Raw genomic sequence first — 18,976 nt, 5'->3', positions numbered from 1 at the left:
GGGACGGCCCACTGCCACGGCGCACTGCCAGGCCGAGCACCGCCGTCGCCCGCGCCGGCACCCTGCCGCACGGTCGACATTCGATCCTCGGTGACCCACGTCACGCACGTCAATAGTTGCCCTGAGCAACCATCGTGCCGTCTCATGGTGCGGTGCCCGACTCCGCCGTGACCAGCGATCCCATCCCGAACGTGCCTGCAGCGCGTCCTCTCGCCGCCGTGGTGGCGCTGTGCTCCGGCGGCCTGGCGGCCGCGCTCAGCCAGACGATGGTCATCCCGATCCAGGGCGAGCTGCCCCGACTGCTCGACAGCACGGCCGCGAACACCGCCTGGGTCGTGACGATCACGCTCCTGGCCGGCGCGGTGACCATGCCGGTGTCCGGGCGTCTGGCAGACATGCTCGGCAAGCAGCGCGTCCTGGTGGCCAGCACCCTGCTCCTGGTCGCCGGTTCGGTCGTCTGCGCGCTGGCGGACTCGCTCGCCCCGATGCTCGTGGGCCGTGCCCTCCAAGGGCTGGCGATGGGCTTCATCCCCGTCGGCATCGCCCTGCTCCGCGAGATCGTCCCGCCCCACCTGGCCGGCTCCTCGGTCGCGGCCATGAGCGCCACCCTCGGCGTCGGCGGCGCCATCGGCCTGCCCCTGTCGGCCTGGATCGTCGAGGTCGGCGACTGGCACCTGCTCTTCTGGGTCTCCGCGGCCGTGGCACTGGTCGTCCTGGCGGGCATCGTGCTGCTGGTCCCCCACGTCCACGACGCCCACCCCGCCCGCTTCGACACCGTCGGGGCGATCGGCCTGGCCACCGGGCTCGTCCTGTTCCTCGTCGGCCTGTCCAAGGCCAGCGCCTGGGGCTGGGGCTCGGGGCGCACCCTCGGCTTCATCGCCGCGGGCCTGGTGGTGCTGGTGGTCTGGGCCCTGGCCGAGCTGCGTACGACGGAGCCGCTGGTCGACCTGCGCAGCACCGCGCGCCTGCCCGTGCTGCTGACCAACCTGGCGGCGATCGCGGTCGGGATGGGGATGATGGCGCAGGCGATCGTGGTGCCGCAGCTGCTCCAGCTCCCGGAGGCGCTGGGCTACGGCCTGGGGCAGTCGCTGCTGGCCGCCGGCCTGTGGATGGCGCCCGGCGGACTCATGATGCTCTTCTTCGCCCCCGTCTCCAGCCGTCTGATGGCCTCGATCGGCGCGAAGGTCACGCTGATGATCGGTGCCTCGGTGCTGGGCGGCGGCTACGTGCTGGCCCTGTTCCTCATGGGCTCGGCCTGGCAGCTGGCGGCTGCCGCGGTGGTCATCTCGATCGGCGTGGGGATCGGCTACGCCGCGATGCCCTCGCTGGTCCTCGACGCCAGCCCCGCCCACGAGGCCGGCTCGGCGGTCGGCGTCAACGCGCTGGCCCGCTCCCTGGGCACGACGCTGGCCTCCGCCCTGATGGGCACCGTGCTGACGAGCAGCACCCTGACCCTCGGCACGGGCGCAGGCGCGGTCGTGGTGCCCACCGAGGGCGCGTTCCAGGTCTGCTTCGTGATCGGTGCCGCGGCGGCTCTGCTGGGCGTGGCCATCGCCGCGACCATCCCGCGCAGCCGCCCCGCTCCCCCGGCGGTGCCTGCCGGTCTCACTCCTCGTGAGGACGTGGCGACGAGCGCCTGAGCGTCTCCCGCGTGGGCCACCGCTTCTCGATCTCCGCGTTGAGCTCGGCCCCCAGCAGCAGCGCGACCGCGCTGACGTAGAGCCAGAGCACGACCGCGATCGGGGTGCCGAGCCGCTGGTAGACCTGGTCGTCCTGGCCGGCGAGGGCCAGGTAGGCGCGCAGGACCCCGGACGCGGCGAACCAGACCGCCATCGCCAGGACCGCACCGGGCAGGTCACGGTGCCACGGGGTCCGCCACGGCACGCCGAGGTGGTAGAGCGTGGCCAGCGCCGCGAGCACCAGCAGCCCCAGCGTCGGCCAGTACAGGACGCTGAGCACCGACAGGCTCGCCTCGGCCACCGTCTCCGGCGCGACCAGCCGCACGATCCGTGGCCCCAGCACCAGCATCGGCAGCACCGCCACGGCGCCCACGAGCCCAGCGACCGTCAGCCCCAGGGCGACCAGGCGCCGACGCCAGCCGGGGCGCGGGGTGACGTCGTAGGCGATCGACACCGTCTCCAGGATCCGGTTGACCGCCCTGGACCCGGTCCACAGGCTCAGCAGCAGCCCCACCGACACCACGTCCGCGCGGCCGTTCTCGACCACGGTGCGGGCGATGTCGGCGTACGCCTCGTAGGTGCGCTCGGAGAAGAACGTGCGCGGCAGCTCGAAGACCAACCGGTCCAGCTCGTCGGCACCCTCCGGTCCCAGGGCGTCCGCGACGAACCCGAGGGACCCCAGGACCACGAGGATGAGCGCCGGCAGCGAGATCAGGGTGAACAGCGCGGCCTCGGCGGCCAGCCCCGGCACCCGGTCCTTGATCGTGTCCCGCGCGGTGCGGGCCGCCAGGTCGACCCCGGTCCGCACCCAGGACGGGCTCCTCTCGAGCGTCGCGCCCACCGCCGTACGTGCGCCGCCGCGCGCCGACTCCACACCTGCCCTCGCCCGTGACGCCACTCCCACCCCCACGAGGCTACGGCGGCACCGATCCCGGCCGGGGGCAGGGCGGGGACGGGAGGCACGACCTCGACGCCACTGCCGATACGGTGGGCGGCATGCCGGTCGCGACGCCCTACCTGCGCGTCGACCTGGGCCGGCTGCGCCGCAACGTACGCCGGGTGGCCGACCAGGCCGCGGCCGCCCAGATCTCGCTGAGACCGCACGCCAAGACCCACAAGAGCCTGGAGATCGCCCGTCTCCAGCTCGCCATGGGTGCCCGCGGCCTCACCGTCGCCACGGTGGGCGAGGCCGAGGCCTTCGTGCGCGGTGGGTGCACCGACGTCTTCATCGCCTACCCCCTCTGGGTCGACGACCACCGCGCCGAGCGGCTGCGCGACCTCACCGAGCAGGCCCGCGTGGCCATCGGCGTGGACTCGGTCTACTCCGCGGCGAACCTCGGCCGCCGCCTGGGCGGCACCGGTGTCGAGGTGCTCGTCGAGATCGACTCGGGGCACCACCGCACCGGGGTGCGGCCCGAGGAGGCCGGCGACGTCGCCCGGGCCTCCGCCCGCGTCGGGCTGCCGGTGCGCGGGGTGTTCACCTTCCCCGGGCACGGCTACTCCCCCGGTGCCGCCGACGAGGTCGTCGCCACCGAGGCGCGCGCGCTGCGCCGGGCCCGGGAGGCGGTCGAGGCCGAGGGCATCGAGGTCCGCGTCGTCTCCGGTGGCTCCACCCCGACCCTGGCCGCCAGCCTCGTCAGCGCCGGTGTCTCCGGCGCGGACGAGGCCGGCGGCCAGGACGTCGGGCGGGTCACCGAGCTGCGTCCGGGCGTCTACGTCTTCGGCGACGCCCAGCAGTGGGAGCTCGGCACGACCGACCCCGACGACATCGCGCTGACCGCCCGCACCACGGTCGTGAGCCACGCTGGCGGCCGGGTCGTCCTCGACGCGGGCTCGAAGGTGCTGGGCGCCGACCGGGCGGCGTACGCGACGGGGTACGGGCGCGTGCTGGAGCGACCCCGGGCGCGCATCGTCTCCCTCTCCGAGCACCACGCCGTCGTGGAGTGGCCGGGACGGCGCCCACGACTGGGCACCCAGCTCGACGTCGTCCCCAACCACGTCTGCGCGGCCGTCAACCTCTCCGACGCCCTGTGGGTCGAGGAGGCCGGGCGGTTGCGGGCGTGGCCGGTCGCGGCCCGCGGCCTGAACTCCTAGGTCGCTCGCCTACCATCGGCGCCATGCTGACCCGACCCCTCGCGACCGTGGCCGTGCTGGCCCTCCTGGGCTCCCTCACCGCCTGCGGCTCCGAGGACGACTCCACCGCCACCGACGACCCCACGACCACGGCCTCCTCCGACGGTGGCACCGGCTCCTTCGAGCCCGCGCCCGAGGGCGAGTGCGCCTACCCCTCCGACGGCAACCCGGCGGTCGAGGGCGTCGAGCCGCCCTCCCCCGACCCGACCGTGGAAGGCGAGGTCGAGGTCAGCATCGCGACCAGTGCCGGGCAGATCGACGCCACCCTCGACGCCGCGGCGACCCCCTGCACGGTCAACTCCTTCGTCTCGCTGGCCGACCAGGGCTACTTCGACGGCACCGAGTGCCACCGGCTGACCATCGCGCCCAGCACGATCTTCGTGCTCCAGTGCGGCGACCCCACCGCCACCGGCACCGGCGGGCCCGGCTACACCATCCCCGACGAGCTCAGCGGCGAGGAGACCTACCCCGCCGGCACGCTGGCGATGGCCAAGACCCCCTACCCGGACTCCGGGGGCTCGCAGTTCTTCATGGTCTACGAGGACACCCCGCTCCCGCCGAACTACACGGTCTTCGGCACCGTCGACCCCGAGGGCGTCGACGTGCTGCGCGCCATCGCCGAGAAGGGCACCGCCAACGGCGGCCCCGACGGGCCCCCGACCGAGACCGTCGAGCTGGAGTCCGTCACCGCAGGCTGAGCCCGACCCCGCTCAGCTCGACCGAGGCGTCCCAGCACGCACGGGCCAGCGCAGGGTCGGCGGCCGCCGCGCTGCGGCCCACCATGGTCGGCCACCCGAGGAACTCCCCCGGCCCGTGCGGGCCGATGTAGGAGTTCCCGGGCACGTCCATGGTGGCGGCGTACAGGGTCGGCAGCGCCCCGCGCCAGGCCGGCATACCGACCAGCTGGTGGCCCCAGGACCCGAGCCAGCTGAAGAACCCGTGCCCGCTGCTGGCGGTGATCGCGGTGGCCGTCGAGCCCGGGTGCGCCCCGGTCACGCGCAGCGTCGACCCGTCCTGCGTCAGCCGTCGCTGCAGCTCGAGCAGGAAGAGCATGTTGGCCAGCTTGGAGGCGGCGTACGCGGCGTACGGCTTGTACGGCCGCCGCTGCCAGCCGAGGTCGGAGACGTCGAGCTCGCCGTGCCGGTGGGAGTTCGAGGACACGACGACCACCCGGTCGCCGATGCGGGGCAGCATCCGCAGCGCCAGCGCGTGATGCCCCAGGTGGTTGGTGGCCAGGTGCAGCTCGACCCCGTCGACCGAGGTGCCCTGCGCGACCCCCAGGATGCCGGCGTTGTTGACCAGCACGTCCACGTCGCCCACGCGCTCGGCGAAGGCCTCCACCGAGGCCAGGTCGGAGACGTCGAGGCGCTCCACGACCGCCCGTCCGGGGCCGGTCATCCGGTCCGCCGCCGCGGCGCCCTTCTCCACGTTACGTACGCCGAGGACGACCTCGGCTCCACGGTGCACCAGCACCCGCGCGGTCATCAGCCCGATGCCGCTGGTCGCCCCGGTGACCACGAAGCGGCGACCGCGCTGGTCGGGCACCGCGGTCCAGGGACGCACGCTCACGCCGACGGATCCGGCTCGGGCGCGATCGAGTCGTCGGCGTCCGCGTCGGTCGCGAGGCTCCCGGTGCGGTAGGCCACCGGGTCGCCGAGGGTGACGGTGCGCCCGACGGTGCACAGCCGCTCCTCGATCTGCCGCATCGCCCGCGGCAGCGACTCACGTGCCGCGTCGCCGCCCTCCCCCTCGGGGAAGGTCACGTCGAAGGTGACCGTGAGACCGGTCAGGTGGTTCCCGCCCTCGTCGCGGACCTTGTGCCCCTCGGCGCGCGCGGCGAAGGACGCGAACGGCGCCCGCTTGCCGGTGAGGTGGTCGAGGTCGATCGCCCCGCAGCCGGCCAGCGCCGCGAGCAGCAGCTCGACCGGGGTGAAGTCGGGGTCGTCACCACCACCGATGGGCAGCACTCCCCCGCGGCCGTTGGTGGCCTTGTAGCGGTGCTCCCCGATCCGGACCATGTCGATGGCGCGCAGCGTGTCGTCGGTAGCCATGGGGTCAGCCTGCCAGAGGTCGGACACCTCCGTGGGGCACCCCCGACCCGCACCCGACTTGATCCGCGCGGTCCCAGCGGGCACGGTGGAGGATTCACCCGTACGCGAGACGGAAGGCGAGCCATGCTCACCCTCACCCAGAACGCCACTCTCATCGTCAAGGAGATCGCCGACCAGCAGGGCGGCACCGAGGGCTCCGGCCTGCGGATCACCGCCGAGCCCGGCCCCGAGGCCGGCCTGGCGGTCACCACCGCCGAGACCGCCGAGCCCGGCGACCAGGTCCTGCAGCAGGACGGCGCCACGGTCTACCTCGACCAGGACGCCGCCACCATGCTCGACGACAAGGTGCTCGACGCCGCTGTCGACGAGGGCGGTCGCGTCGAGTTCGCCCTCGGCGTCCAGGGCTGACGCGACCCACGCAACACCTGCAGGACCCCCGGCCGGCCGGGGCTGCGGACCCGTTGGATCCCCGTGGCAGCATCGGTTGACATGAGCAACCGCACCCGCGAGATCCACCTGACCCGCCGCCCGGTCGGCCGACCTGTCTCCGAGGACTTCACCCTCGCCGAGGTCGAGCTCCCCGACCCCGGGCCCGGCCAGGTCCTCGTCCGCAACACCGTGCTCTCGGTGGACCCCTACATGCGCGGCCGGATGAACGACACCGAGTCCTACGTGGCGCCCTACGCCCTGAACGCCGCGATGGACGGCGGTGCCGTGGGCGAGGTGGTCGCCAGCGAGGACCCGTCCCTGGCCGTCGGCGACACCGTCACCCACATGGCCGGCTGGCGCGAGCACGCGCTGCTCGACGCCGGCGAGGCCCGCCGGGTCGACGTGAGCCGGGTCCCGGGGTCGGCGTACCTCTCGGTGCTGGGCATGCCCGGCCTCACCGCCTACGTCGGCCTCACCCGCATCGGGAAGCTCGCCGAGGGCGAGGTCGTGCACGTCTCCGGCGCCGCCGGCGCGGTCGGCTCCCTGGTCGGCCAGATGGCCACGCTGCTCGGCGCCTCCTACGTGACCGGGTCCGCCGGGTCGCCGGAGAAGGTCCGCTGGCTGACCGACGACCTCGGTTTCGACGCGGCCTACGACTACCGCGACGGCGACCTCACCGGCCAGCTCGGTACGGCCCTGGACGGTCGCCGCATCGACGTCTACTTCGACAACGTCGGCGGTGACCACCTCGAGGCCGCCATCGAGCACATGGCCGACTTCGGCCGCGTCGCGGCCTGTGGCGCGATCTCCACCTACGACGCCACCGAGCCGCCCCCGGGCCCGCGCAACCTCACCCGGATCGTGCAGCGCCGGCTGACGGTGTCCGGGTTCATCGTCGGGGACCACCGTGACGCCGCCTCGGAGTTCTACCGCACGGTCGGCGGCTGGCTGGCCGAGGAACGGCTCAGCTTCCGCGAGACGTTCGTCGACGGCCTCGAGAACGCCGTCGAGGGGTTCCTCGGGCTGGGCACCGGCGGCAACACCGGCAAGATGCTCATCCGTCTCTGACCCGGCCCCGGACGCACGTGCGGCCCCGGATCCCTCTCGGGGTCCGGGGCCGCGCGTGTGTGGTGCTGCGTGGGGTGCGGGTCAGCAGCCCCGGCAGACCGGGCCGCCGCGGCCGCCGTCGAGGTCGACGTAGTAGTACTTGCGACCCACGACGACCGAGGACTGCTCCTCGCTCATCACGTTGATCTTCCCGCCGTTGCGGCGCAGGCGCAGGTTGAACAGCACCTGGTCGTTGCTGGCGGAGTCGGCGTAGGCCTCCTGCACCTCGGCGACCGACTTGGCGTTCCAGATGTTCGTCCACTGCGAGGCACCGCCCATGACGTTCAGGCTGCCGCTGCGGGCGCGGGGCCCGATGCGGGTGCTGAACGGGGCGTAGGACAGCGTGCCGTCGGCCGCCTTCAGCACGGCGCGGACCTTGAGCATCTTCCCGCGCTCGACCGTCAGGCCGTAGCGGCGCCCGACCTTCACCCACTCGCCGTCACGCAGCTGCTCGACCGCGCTGAGCCGCAGCTGGTCGGTGTTGTCGTCGACCGCACCGTCGGTGGTGATCGAGTCGATGTGCACGTCCGGAAGGTTGGACAGGACGTAGACGGTGTCGGCGAGGTCCCACGACGAGGCGAAGGTGATGTCGTAGTTCGAGACGTAGCGGTCCTCCCACGACAGCTCGAACGGGGCGCCGGACTCGTCGGTGCCGGTGATGGTCCAGGCGAGGTCCTCACCGCCGGGGATGATCGCGTCGAGCACCCGGTCGTGGTTGGCGATCTGCTGGCCGAAGGTCACGTCCGCGGAGTACGGCGTGTAGTAGATGTCGGAGGAGCCGGTCCGTGAACGGCTCTCGTAGCTGACCGTGGAGGTGATGGTCGCTGCGTCCGGCAGCGCCCCGAAGGCTCCGCTGATGCCCGTGAGGCGGTCCTGGTCGATGGTGCCCGTGGCCGGCGAGATGTTCGCGACCTTGAACGGCGCCCCCAGTGAGTCCGGCTGGACGTAGAGGGCGTCGGCGGGGTGCAGGCCCAGCGTGGTGCCCCCGAGGAACGAGAACGGGTGCCCGAAGCCGACCACGCGGCCGTCGCACACCGAGGTCACGGTGCCGACACCGGCGTACGTCACGTCGCCGTAGGAGATCGACGCCGCGATGTTGCCGCCGGCGACCACCGTCTCGGGGGCTGCCTCGCGGGCGCTGGTGCGTCCGATCCGGCCGCTGGCCAGCGCACCGGAGGCGAAGTAGCCCTTGTCGTGCTTGGTGGCGTAGCGGTGGGCCTTGTCCAGGCGCGCCTGGGAGAGACCGGTGACGCCCATCGGCACCGGCAGGGCGGTGAAGCCCTGGGCGGCCTGGGAGCGGCTGACGTCGCTCTGGCGGGCGATCGCCTTGGCGGTGCGGCGGTCGACCTCGACGTCCTGCGTGGCGCCGGGAGCGCGACGGGCGGCGAGGTAGTCGTCCATCTCCGAGAACGGCGTGACGCCCGCGATCGGCGAGGGTCCCCAGCTCAGGCCGTAGGCGACGGCGCCCAGGAGCTCCCCGTCGACGTAGACCGGCGAGCCGGACATGCCCTGCCAGATGCCGCCGGCGCGCTGCAGCGCGGGGCTGTCGAGCTCGACCATGATCATGTCCAGGCCGACGGCGATCCCGTCGTCGAGGACACCGATGACCTCGCCGGTGAACTCCTCAGGAGTGGTGCCGGACTCGACCGTCAGGCCGGTCACGGCGTCGCCGCGCTCGAGCTGCGCGACGTCGTACGGCGCCGTGCAGTCGGGTGCGGGCTCCGCCGAGCTGGCCGCGCCGCCGGTCACGGCGAGCGTGCCGAGCGACAGCCCGGCAGCAATGGTGGCGGCCAGGGCCCGAGCCCGGCCCGCCTGGATCGAACGCGTCATCGCGTTGTGTCCTCCCTAGACGTGCGGGCACGGAGTGCACCCGCTGCCATGGTGACGTGTCCCACCCCCGTTTGGTTGCCGGACACGTCGAGAAATGTCTGGACAGGTTGGTGACGCTGGCCCTCAGGTGCCCCGACAGCACCCCCGACCGCGTGAGGAAGGCGCCCCGCCGCGGACGTAGGGTCGCCCCGTGCCTGACCTCTCCGACGCCGACGCCACCCCCTCCGCCCAGCCCGTCCGGGGCCTGCAGCGCAGTGAGGCGCAGGCCCGTGCCGACCTGCTCGTCGTGGACTCCTACGACGTCACCCTCGACCTCGCGAGCTCGGAGGAGACCTTCGGGTCGGTGACCCGGATCGCGCTGACCTCGCACGGTGGCAGCACCTTCTTGGACCTCAAGCCGGCCTCGGTGCGCTCGATCACCCTCGACGGTCGCGCGGTCGACGTCGACCTGCTGCGCGACGGGCGGGTGCCGCTGACCCTGGACGCCGGACGCCACGAGCTCGTCGTCGATGCCGTGATGCGCTTCCGCAACGACGGCGAGGGGCTGCACCGCTCGGTCGACCCGGCCGACGGACGGCACTACGTCTACGGCATGTCCTTCATGGACGCCGCGCCCAGCATCTTCGCCTGCTTCGACCAGCCCGACCTCAAGGCGCCCTACACCTTCCACGTCCGCGCGCCGCGGGACTGGGTCGTCATCGGCAACGCCCCCGCCACGAACCCGGAGCCGGGCGTGTGGGAGCTCGAGCAGACCCAGCCGCTGTCGACGTACTTCGTCACCCTCGTCGCCGGCCCCTACCACCTCGTGCGCGACGAGCACGACGGCATCCCGCTCGGGCTGTCGGCGAGGCAGAGCATCGCCGCCGACCTCGACCGCGACGCCGACGAGCTGCTCACGATGACCAAGCAGTGCTTCGACGAGTTCCACCGCCTCTTCGACATCCGGTACCCGTTCGGGGACTACCACCAAGCGTTCGTGCCCGAGTTCAACGCCGGCGCCATGGAGAACCCGGGGTGCATCACCTTCCGGGACCCGCTGGTCTTCACCAGCAAGGTGACACGGGGCGTCCGCATCCAGCGCGCCACCACCGTGGCCCACGAGATGGCGCACCAGTGGTTCGGCAACATCACCACGCCGCGGTGGTGGGACGACCTGTGGCTCAACGAGTCCTTCGCCGAGTACATGGGCGTGCGCGTCACCGCCGCCGTGACCGAGTACGACGACGCGTGGGTGCAGAACTCCTTCGCCCGTCGTCAGTGGGGGCTGGTCGCCGACCAGCGGCCCAGCACCCACTCCGTGGCCGGCAACGGCGAGGAGGACGCGCTCGCCGCGTTGCAGAACTTCGACGGCATCTCCTACGCCAAGGGCTCGAGCATCCTCAAGCAGCTGGCCGCCCGGCTCGGCGACGAGGTGTTCCTCGAGGGCGTGCGCGACCACCTGACCCGGCACCGCTTCGGCAACGCGACCATGCACGACCTCTTCGACTCCTGGACCCGCGCGGGCGCCGGCGGCTTCGACGCCTTCTCCCGCGAGTGGCTGGTGACCGCCGGGCCCGACCGGCTCCAGCTGGACCGCTCCGCCGGCGAGCTGGTGCGCACTCCCCCGGCCGACCACCCCGCCGACCGCAGCCACTCGCTGCGCTTGGCGACCGCACCCGCCGGCGGTGCCTGGACCGGCACCGACGTCGAGGTCACCGGCGAGCGCACCCCGGTCGAGGTGCCCGAGGGCCACGCCGTGCTGGTCGACCCCTGGGAGGACACCTGGGCGGCCTGCCTGGTCGACGGCCCGACACTGGACCTGCTGCCCGGACTGGTCACCCGCACCGAGGACCCGATGATGCGCGCGGGCATCTGGAACTCCGTGCGCTCGGGCTTCCACCACGCCGAGGTCGACCCCGACGCCGTCGTCGACCTGGCCGAGGCCTGGCTCCCCGTCGAGTCGCAGGACGCCGGCCTGACCTACACGACCCCGTGGCTGCTGCGCTCCGCGGTGCCGTTGAGCAGCGACCCCGCGACCGCCGCTTCTCGCCTGCACGCCGCGGCGCTGCGGGCGGCGCACGCCCACGAGCCCGGCTCCACGCTCCAGCTCGGGTCCCTGCAGACCGCGGTCGCGACGGCCTCCGACGAGCAGCTGCTCCGCGGCTGGCTGGCCGGGCGGGACCTGCCGCCGGGTCTCGAGGTCGACCTCGAGCTGCGCTGGCGGATGTGGGTGCGCCTGGCGGTCCTCGGGGCCACCGACCGGGCCGAGCTCGACGCGGCGCTCGAGGCCGAGCCGACAGCGGTCTCCCGGGTGGAGCACACCCGCGCCGTCGTCTCGATGCCCACCGCCGAGGCCAAGGAGTTCGCCTTCGAGCGGTTCACCGGCGCCGTCGCGGTGCCCAACTACGAGCTGCGGGCCGCCGGGCAGGGGATGTGGCGCGAGGCCCAGGCCGAGCTGCTGACGCCGTACGTCGCCCGCTACGCCGACCAGCTGCCCACCGCCGCGCGGGCGCACTCGGGGTGGGTGCAGGCCGACGTCGCGGAGGACTTCTTCCCCGCCTGCATGGCCGGCGACGAGGCGATGGCGCTGCTGGCCCCGCTGCGCACGAGCGACGACCTGCCGGCGCCGGTGCGTCGTCGGGTCACCGACGCCGTGGACGAGCTCGAGCGCCGACGTGCGGTGATCGCCCGCTTCCGACGGGGCTGAGGCGTGCGGCGTCCCGGTCCCACCGTCCGCACCCGCGTCGTCGAGCACCTCGACGGCGGGCTCGAGCGACGCCGCGAGGACCGGCTGGTCGGCGAGGAGCCGTTGGAGCTCCGACTCGCCTGGCCCGGTGCCGCCGCGCGCCGGGTGTGGGTCACGATGCGCACCCCCGGGCACGACTTCGAGCTGGCCGCGGGCTGGGTGCGGCACGAGGGCCTCGTCGGGGACGACCCCGGCTCGGTGGTCGGCGTCGGCTACTGCACCGACGCGGCACTGAACGAGGAGGAGCGCTACAACGTCGTCACCGTGACGCTCGCCGCTCCCCCGCTGCGCGACCCGGGCCACCGGCACCAGGCCGCCTCGGCCGGCTCGTCGGCGTGCGGGGTCTGCGGCTCGGACTCCCTCGCCGACGCGCTCGCGGTCTCCTCGGGACGCCGCTGGCCCGGCCCCCTCCCCACCCCCGAGGTGGTCCGGGGACTGCCCGACACCATGCGTGGCGCCCAGCAGGTCTTCGACCGCACAGGGGGCGCGCACGCCGCAGCCCTCACCACGGCCGACGGCGAGGTGCTCGTGGTCCGCGAGGACGTCGGCCGGCACAACGCCGTCGACAAGGTCACCGGCGCCCGGCTGCTGGCCGGCCTCTCCCCCGCCGAGGCGTGCCTCGTGGTCAGCGGGCGGGCCGGCTTCGAGCTGGTGCAGAAGGCGGTCGCCGCCGGCATCGGTTCCCTGGTCGCCGTCGGCGCCCCCACCTCGCTCTCGGTGCGGCTGGCGACCGAGCACGGGCTGGCGCTCTACGCCTTCACCCGCCCCGACCGGGTCGTGGCGTACGTCGGCTGAGACCGGCCTCTCCGCCTCAGGACGGCAGCCAGGCGGACCGGCCCAGCCAGGTGCCGTGCTCCGAGCGCGGCCGGAACCGCATGAAGGCCGACTCGTGGTGGAAGTCGCGGCGCGCCTGCTCGGCCATCGCCTGCGCGTGCACGGCGGCGGGGACCGGCCCGTCGGGGCCCGGGACGTCGGGGCCGTGGCCGTGCACCATGGCGGTCATCTCCGCGACCGAGCGCCACAGCGAGAACGTCGAGAAGTGGCGTGGCGGTCGCATCGCGGCCAGGGCCAGGGTCGTGCCTGGGTGCTCGACGACGAGCCGCTCGACGGGCTTGCCCCAGCGCAGGAAGCGCGGCAGCTCCGGCAACCTCAGCCGGGCCAGGGTCACCGCCACCACCGCCTCGTCCCCGTCCCAGCGACCCGCACGCTCGGGCAGGTCGGGGAGGCTGGCGAGCGAGCCGTACCGGCGCAGGAAGTCCATCCGGACGTGCCAGCCACCCGCGAGGGCGGTGCCCCAGGGCGATGCCGCGAGGAACCGCTCCAGCGCGTCCTCGTCCTCCCACCGCGCGAAGTACGCCACCCGCCGCACCTGCATCCGTTGACGCGACACCGTGGGCGACCCGAGCTGCATGAAGGCCAGGGCCTCACCGTGCCGCAGTCCGGGCACCTGCTGCGGCGTCGGCGGCCGCAGCAGCGCCCGGGCGCCGAGCGACGCCGGGACCTCGGCGAGGTGGTAGCTGAACATGGTGTGCGCACGCTAACCCCCGACACGCTGCGCCGTGGCTCCACCGGCGCGGTCTAGGGTCCAGGTCATGCGTACGTCGCCCTCGGGGGCTGCCCGCCGCGCGCGCGGCTGGAGCGCGGTCGATCTCGGCACCCGGAAGTTCTGGCGCACCGTGGGTCGAGCGGTCGACCTGGCCGGGGAGCACGCCTGGCTGCGCGCGCCGACCAGCGGCACCGGCCGGGTCACCGACGACTGGCTCGAGGTCGAGGCCGCCCACCACGGCGGCCGGGTGCTCCGCGACGAGCCCGGCGCCGGGTTGCTGCGCGACCTGGCCGACCTGGACGGACCGGGCTTCTCGGCGGCCGCGGTGCGTCCGGAGATCCGGGACTTCTACGAGCACACCAGTCGCTGGCGCCTGGAGGTGTGGGTGGGCTGGTCACCGGTCCTGTGGCCCGGTGGCGAGCTGGTGGCGCGGCTGTTCGGCCGACGGCTCGAGCAGCTGGCCCTGCCCATGCGATCGCTCGACGTGGCGCACGGGATGGACAGCGCCGTGACGCCGATCCTCGATGCGGCCGGTGTCCAGCAGGCCGCCGGGTGGGCGCGCACGGTCCGCGCCACCGGGGAGCGGGCCTTCAGCGGGTCCTACTCCAGTCGGCTCCTGCCGGGCGCGGACCGGCGCAGCGTCCACGCAGCGTTCCCGCTGGAGTCGGGCAACGTGCAGGTCTTCCTACGGCCCGACCACGGGACGGACGGCTCCTTCCACCTGCGCTCGCTCGGAGGTGCGTTCGGCGCGGACGGTGCCTACGTCGTGGCGCAGGACGGTGGCACGACCTACGCCGCACGAGCCCCCATCCGCGAGACGTTCCACCTCTACGTCGACGACGAGGGAGTGCTGCGCGCCGACCACGACCTGCGGCTGCTGCGCACCTCCGCGGTGCGGCTGCACTACCGCCTCGACCCCCGCTGACCGCTACGGTCCCTCCGTGCCCCGTCGCCTGCGCCCCCTCGTCGGTCTCCACGTCGCGCTGCTCGCCGTCGGCGGCGTGGTCCTCCTGCTCGAGCCCCCGGCCAAGGGCTGGGCGGTCCTGCTGCTGCTCGTGTCGTACGCCGCTGGGCTGCTGTGGGCCACGCGGCACTCGGGACGGCGCGAGCTGGTGGAGCTCGCGGGGTTCCTGCTGCTGGTCTCGGTGTTCCAGGTGCTACCGGACTGGGTGCTGGCCGACGTGCTCGGCACCCTGCGCTTCCCCGACACCGGTGGCCCGAGGGTCGACGACACGATCTCGCTGTCGATGGCCCTGATGTGGGTGCCGCCGCTGTTCATGGCGCTCGCCCTCGCGGGTCTGCGGCCGGGGCGATCGGGTCTCTTCGCCGGCGTGATCTTCCTGGGCGCCGAGATCCTGGCCCCCGTGCTCGAGCTGTGGGAGCCGATTGGTGCCACTACGCGCGTGCTCGGCGTCGCCGTCTACGTGCTGCCGCCCGAGGTGGCCCTGGGATGGGCCGCCGCCGTGGCGTTCGCCGCGACCCGCCGCCGGTCCTGGGGCGTGCGGGTGGCCGCCGCGCTGGCGGTGTCCACCTTCTACCTCGGTGCGCTGGTGCTGTCCTACTTCGTCATCGACGTGGCGACCTGGCGGGTCACCTGGTGACGTGACCCGCCCCTGACCGCTCCCGACCCGCCTACGCCGGGTCGTCGGGCAGGTCGGCGAAGGTCTGCTTGGTGTCGCGGTACCACCCCATGGCCTTGACCGGCCGGCGCCAGCGTCCCTTCATCTCCTCGCGTGCGGCCTGGTGCGAGGCGTCACCGGCCTCCTCGGCCTCCTTGAGGTGCGCGTCCTGGGCCTTGATCACGTCGTCGGCGGTGTCGCCGCGGTGGGCCACGTCGCAGGGGCCGCCGAGCTGTCGGCAGGTCATCGTCTTCACGGGGTCTCCTCGGGGGTTCCGGGTGGGTTCACGCTACTGACGCAGCCGGGCCCGCCAGTGTGACCGGCGCAGCGTGACGGGCGCAGCGTGACCACTCGGGGTCGAGTCGTGCCCCTGAGCGGGCGCCATGGCGCCCGCTGACGGGCACGACTCCCACGGTGGGCGGGCTCAGGCCCTCGCGTCCGCGCCCTCACGGCGCACCACACCGGCCAGGGCGTCGGGCTCTGCCCGGAACACCAGCCCGGTGACCACTCCGCCGGCGACGGTGAAGTCGAAGGCGACCGCGGCGTCGCCCCGGTGGAACCACGCGTAGCCCGGGCGACCCTCGCAGAGCACCGGCAGAGCGGCATGGGCCGAGCCGTCGAAGAAGTCGGCGACGGCGCTTCGGCCCACGATCCGCTCCGGCGTGCCGGCGAGGACGGCTGCGTCGTCGGCCGTGACCACGACGTCAGGCGCGAGCAGCGCGAGCAGCCGGTCGAACTCGCCGCCCCGAGCGGCCGCCATGAACGCGTCCACGACCTCCCAGTCGGCCATCGACACATCGACGGCCGGAGGGCGCAGCTTGGCACGCGCCCGGGACGCGAGCTTCCGCGCCGCGGCGGGGCTGGTGTCGAGGACCTCGGCGATCGTCGGGAACTCCACCGCGAAGCTGTCGTGCAGCACGAACGCCACCCGCTCCTGGGGTGACAACCTGTCGAGCACGAGCGCGAGCGCAGCCCCCACCTCGCCGGTGAGCACCGCCTCGTCGGCGGGGTCGCGCGTGCCGACCGGGTCCTCGGGCAGCGCGCCGGCGTCGTCGACGAGCACCGGGCGGCGTACCCGCAGCCGGTCGAGGCACAACCGGCTGGTCACCGTGGTGAGCCAGGCGGGGAGGTTGTCGATGTGCGCGTCGGTGCCGTGCCAGCGCAGCCAGGCCTGCTGCACCACGTCCTCGGCCTCGGCGCCGTCGGCGAGGACGCGCGCGGCGAGCGCGACGAGCCGGGGCCGCTCGGCCTCGAACACCTCGGTCGTCACGGCTCCTGCTCCTCCTGCTCGGTCCACGCGGCGGTGCGCCGATGAGTCCGGGCCGCCGCGGCGGTCACACCCTAGGCCCGTGGTCCGTCGAGGGGACGGGCGGACCTGCCAGGATCGTCCCGTCGCCGTCGACTCCCCTGCCGGAAGTGAGCCACCCGTGACCCAGCACCCCGCCGACAGCCACGACCTCATCCGCGTGGTCGGCGCCCGGGAGAACAACCTCAAGGACGTCAGCGTCGACCTGCCCAAGCGGCGGCTCACGGTGTTCACCGGGGTCTCCGGGTCGGGCAAGAGCTCGCTGGTGTTCGGCACGGTCGCCGCCGAGAGCCAGCGGCTGATCAACGAGACCTACAGCTCCTTCGTGCAGGGCTTCATGCCCAGCCTGGCGCGGCCCGACGTCGACGTGCTGGAGGGGCTGACGACCGCGATCATCGTCGACCAGGAGCGGATGGGCGCCAACCCGCGGTCGACGGTCGGCACCGCGACCGACGCGCACGCGATGCTGCGCATCCTCTACAGCCGCATCGGCGACCCCTACGTCGGTCCGCCGACGGCCTACTCCTTCAACGTCCCCACCCGCAAGGCAGGGGGTGTGATGACCACCGAGAAGGGCGGCCGGGTCGAGAAGAAGGTCGTGAAGCAGGAGGTCTACCTCGGCGGCATGTGCCCTCGCTGCGAGGGCACCGGCTCGGTCAAGGACATCGACCTCACGGCGTTGTACGACGAGGAGAAGTCGCTGGCCGACGGGGCGCTGACGGTGCCGGGCTACTCCATGGACGGGTGGTACGGCCGGCTCTTCGCCGGCATGGGCCTGCCGATGGACAAGCCGATCAAGCAGTTCACCAAGAAGCAGCTCGACACGATGCTGTGGTCGGAGCCGACCAAGATCAAGGTCGAGGGCGTCAACCTGACCTTCGACGGGATCATCCCGAAGATCCAGAGGTCGATGCTGTCCAAGGACCCCGAGGCCATGCAGCCGCACGTACGCCGCTTCGTGGACCGCGCGGTGACCTTCCAGACCTGCCCCGACTGCGAGGGCACCCGGCTGACCGAGGCCGCGCGCGGGTCGCGGATCGCGGGGAGGTCGATCGCCGACGTGTGCCAGATGCAGATCTCCGACCTCGCGGAGTGGGTGAAGGGCCTCGACGAGCCGTCGGTGGCACCGCTGCTCACCGCCCTGGGCGAGGTGCTCGACTCGTTCGTCGCGATCGGGCTGGGCTACCTGTCGCTGGACCGGCCCAGCGGCACGCTGTCGGGTGGTGAGTCCCAGCGCACCAAGATGATCCGTCACCTCGGCTCCTCGCTGACCGACGTCACCTACGTCTTCGACGAGCCCACCATCGGGCTGCACCCGCACGACATCGAGCAGATGAACCAGCTGCTCCTGCAGCTGCGCGACAAGGGCAACACCGTGCTCGTGGTGGAGCACAAGCCGGAGACGATCGCCATCGCCGACCACGTGGTCGACCTCGGCCCCCGGGCCGGCGCGGACGGCGGGGAGGTGGTCTACGAGGGCGACGTCGAGGGCCTGCGCGCCAGTGGGACGCTGACCGGCACCCACCTCGACGACCGGGCCCGTCTCAAGGAGTCCTTCCGCGAGCCCACGGGCGCGATCGAGGTGCGCGGGGCCTCCACCCACAACCTGCGCGGCGTCGACGTCGACGTGCCGCTGGGGGTGCTGTGCGTGGTCACCGGCGTCGCGGGCTCCGGCAAGAGCTCGCTGGTGCACGGGTCCCTGGCCGGCCGCGACGAGGTGGTGGTCGTCGACCAGGGTGCGATCAAGGGCTCCCGGCGCAGCAACCCGGCGACGTACACCGGTCTCCTGGAGCCGATCCGCAAGGCGTTCGCGAAGGCCAACGGCGTGAAGCCGGGGCTGTTCAGCGCCAACTCCGAGGGCGGGTGCGGCACCTGCAACGGCGCGGGCGTGATCCTCACCGAGCTCGGGGTGATGGCGACGGTGGAGTCGCCCTGCGAGGAGTGCGACGGTCGTCGGTTCCGCGCCGAGGTGCTGGAGCACACCCTCGGCGGCAAGGACATCGCCGAGGTGCACGAGATGTCGGTCGCCCAGGCCCGTGAGCACTTCTCCGACGGTGAGGCGAAGCTGCCGGCCGCGGTGAAGATCCTCGACCGTCTCGCCGACGTCGGTCTCGGCTACCTCACGCTCGGCCAGGCCCTCACGTCGCTCTCCGGCGGCGAGCGGCAGCGGCTGAAGCTGGCCACCCAGATGGCGGAGAAGGGCGACGTCTACGTCCTCGACGAGCCGACCACGGGCCTGCACCTCGCCGACGTCGAGAACCTCCTCGGCCTGCTCGACCGGCTCGTGGACTCCGGGAAGTCGGTGATCGTCATCGAGCACCACCAGGCCGTGATGGCGCACGCCGACTGGATCCTCGACCTCGGCCCCGGCGCCGGCCACGACGGCGGCACGCTGGTCTTCGAGGGCACGCCCGCCCAGCTCGTCGAGGAGGCGTCCACCCTGACGGGTCAGCACCTGGCGGCGTACGTCGGCAGGTAGCCCGCCGAGCCGGCGCATCAATACGCCGGCTCGACCCACCGCCCCCGCCGAACCGGCGTATCAATACGCCGG

The 18,976-nt window shown here is 73.3% G+C and carries 17 protein-coding genes; 10 read left to right on the top strand and 7 right to left on the bottom strand.

Annotated features, from left to right (window positions below):
* Positions 1–152: 152 nt before the first annotated feature.
* Positions 153–1,640 carry an MFS transporter gene (locus tag BKA05_RS08445; protein ID WP_218842368.1) on the top strand — a complete coding sequence of 496 codons (1,488 nt, stop codon included), beginning with the start codon at positions 153–155 and terminating at the stop codon, positions 1,638–1,640.
* On the opposite strand, the gene BKA05_RS08440 is transcribed toward BKA05_RS08445, so the two are convergent.
* Positions 1,606–2,487 (bottom strand): YihY/virulence factor BrkB family protein, encoded by an 882-nt coding sequence (locus BKA05_RS08440; RefSeq protein WP_343045577.1) that lies wholly within the window; start codon positions 2,485–2,487, stop codon positions 1,606–1,608. The genes BKA05_RS08445 and BKA05_RS08440 overlap by 35 nt on opposite strands.
* 188 nt (positions 2,488–2,675) lie before the next feature.
* On the opposite strand from BKA05_RS08440, the gene BKA05_RS08435 reads away from it, so the two are divergent.
* Positions 2,676–3,773, top strand: a complete 1,098-nt coding sequence (locus tag BKA05_RS08435; RefSeq protein ID WP_179531040.1) for an alanine racemase — start codon at positions 2,676–2,678, stop codon at positions 3,771–3,773.
* Between the two features lie 23 nt (positions 3,774–3,796).
* Entirely contained in the window at positions 3,797–4,510 is a 714-nt protein-coding gene (locus BKA05_RS08430; RefSeq protein WP_179531039.1) for a peptidylprolyl isomerase, read from the top strand.
* Here BKA05_RS08430 and BKA05_RS08425 read toward each other — a convergent pair.
* Positions 4,497–5,381, bottom strand: a complete 885-nt coding sequence (locus BKA05_RS08425) for an SDR family NAD(P)-dependent oxidoreductase (RefSeq protein WP_218842367.1) — start codon at positions 5,379–5,381, stop codon at positions 4,497–4,499. The genes BKA05_RS08430 and BKA05_RS08425 overlap by 14 nt on opposite strands.
* Complete coding sequence (locus BKA05_RS08420) at positions 5,378–5,863, bottom strand: OsmC family protein (protein ID WP_179531038.1); 486 nt, start codon at positions 5,861–5,863, stop codon at positions 5,378–5,380. Before BKA05_RS08420 ends, BKA05_RS08425 begins: the two co-directional genes overlap by 4 nt.
* A 123-nt stretch (positions 5,864–5,986) precedes the next feature.
* Here BKA05_RS08420 and BKA05_RS08415 point away from each other — a divergent pair, with 123 nt between their 5' ends.
* Positions 5,987–6,271: a HesB/IscA family protein gene (locus BKA05_RS08415; protein WP_179531037.1), complete on the top strand. Its 285-nt coding sequence runs from the start codon at positions 5,987–5,989 to the stop codon at positions 6,269–6,271.
* 81 nt (positions 6,272–6,352) lie between these two features.
* A complete protein-coding gene (locus BKA05_RS08410) occupies positions 6,353–7,360 on the top strand; it encodes an NADP-dependent oxidoreductase (RefSeq protein WP_179531036.1) in 1,008 nt (335 codons plus the stop codon).
* A gap of 81 nt (positions 7,361–7,441) precedes the next feature.
* Here the strand turns inward: BKA05_RS08410 and BKA05_RS08405 are convergent, their stop codons facing one another.
* Complete coding sequence (locus BKA05_RS08405) at positions 7,442–9,229, bottom strand: SpoIVB peptidase S55 domain-containing protein (RefSeq protein ID WP_179531035.1); 1,788 nt, start codon at positions 9,227–9,229, stop codon at positions 7,442–7,444.
* Between the two features lie 190 nt (positions 9,230–9,419).
* Here BKA05_RS08405 and pepN point away from each other — a divergent pair, with 190 nt between their 5' ends.
* Positions 9,420–11,915, top strand: a complete 2,496-nt coding sequence (gene pepN / locus BKA05_RS08400; RefSeq protein ID WP_179531034.1) for an aminopeptidase N — start codon at positions 9,420–9,422, stop codon at positions 11,913–11,915.
* 3 nt (positions 11,916–11,918) lie between these two features.
* A complete protein-coding gene (locus BKA05_RS08395; protein WP_179531033.1) occupies positions 11,919–12,749 on the top strand; it encodes a formate dehydrogenase accessory sulfurtransferase FdhD in 831 nt (276 codons plus the stop codon).
* Positions 12,750–12,765: 16 nt separating this feature from the next.
* On the opposite strand, the gene BKA05_RS08390 is transcribed toward BKA05_RS08395, so the two are convergent.
* Entirely contained in the window at positions 12,766–13,479 is a 714-nt protein-coding gene (locus BKA05_RS08390) for a hypothetical protein (protein WP_179531032.1), read from the bottom strand.
* Positions 13,480–13,546: 67 nt separating this feature from the next.
* Here BKA05_RS08390 and BKA05_RS08385 point away from each other — a divergent pair, with 67 nt between their 5' ends.
* Both BKA05_RS08385 and BKA05_RS08380 read left to right on the top strand, forming a co-directional pair.
* Positions 13,547–14,425, top strand: coding sequence for a hypothetical protein (locus tag BKA05_RS08385; protein WP_179531031.1), 879 nt, complete (start codon positions 13,547–13,549; stop codon positions 14,423–14,425).
* 16 nt (positions 14,426–14,441) lie between these two features.
* Entirely contained in the window at positions 14,442–15,101 is a 660-nt protein-coding gene (locus BKA05_RS08380; RefSeq protein WP_179531030.1) for a DUF6989 domain-containing protein, read from the top strand.
* Positions 15,102–15,132: 31 nt separating this feature from the next.
* On the opposite strand, the gene BKA05_RS08375 is transcribed toward BKA05_RS08380, so the two are convergent.
* Positions 15,133–15,366, bottom strand: coding sequence for a hypothetical protein (locus BKA05_RS08375; protein WP_218842751.1), 234 nt, complete (start codon positions 15,364–15,366; stop codon positions 15,133–15,135).
* Between the two features lie 177 nt (positions 15,367–15,543).
* Positions 15,544–16,389, bottom strand: coding sequence for a sigma-70 family RNA polymerase sigma factor (locus BKA05_RS08370; RefSeq protein ID WP_343045576.1), 846 nt, complete (start codon positions 16,387–16,389; stop codon positions 15,544–15,546).
* A 157-nt stretch (positions 16,390–16,546) separates the two neighbouring features.
* On the opposite strand from BKA05_RS08370, the gene BKA05_RS08365 reads away from it, so the two are divergent.
* Positions 16,547–18,904: an ATP-binding cassette domain-containing protein gene (locus BKA05_RS08365; RefSeq protein WP_179531027.1), complete on the top strand. Its 2,358-nt coding sequence runs from the start codon at positions 16,547–16,549 to the stop codon at positions 18,902–18,904.
* Positions 18,905–18,976: the final 72 nt, after the last annotated feature.

The sequence above is a fragment of the Nocardioides marinus genome, assembly GCF_013408145.1.
Classification (GTDB): domain Bacteria; phylum Actinomycetota; class Actinomycetes; order Propionibacteriales; family Nocardioidaceae; genus Nocardioides; species Nocardioides marinus.
Note: the sequence above shows the minus strand (reverse complement) of the source record. Positions and strands in the feature narration are given on the sequence as shown.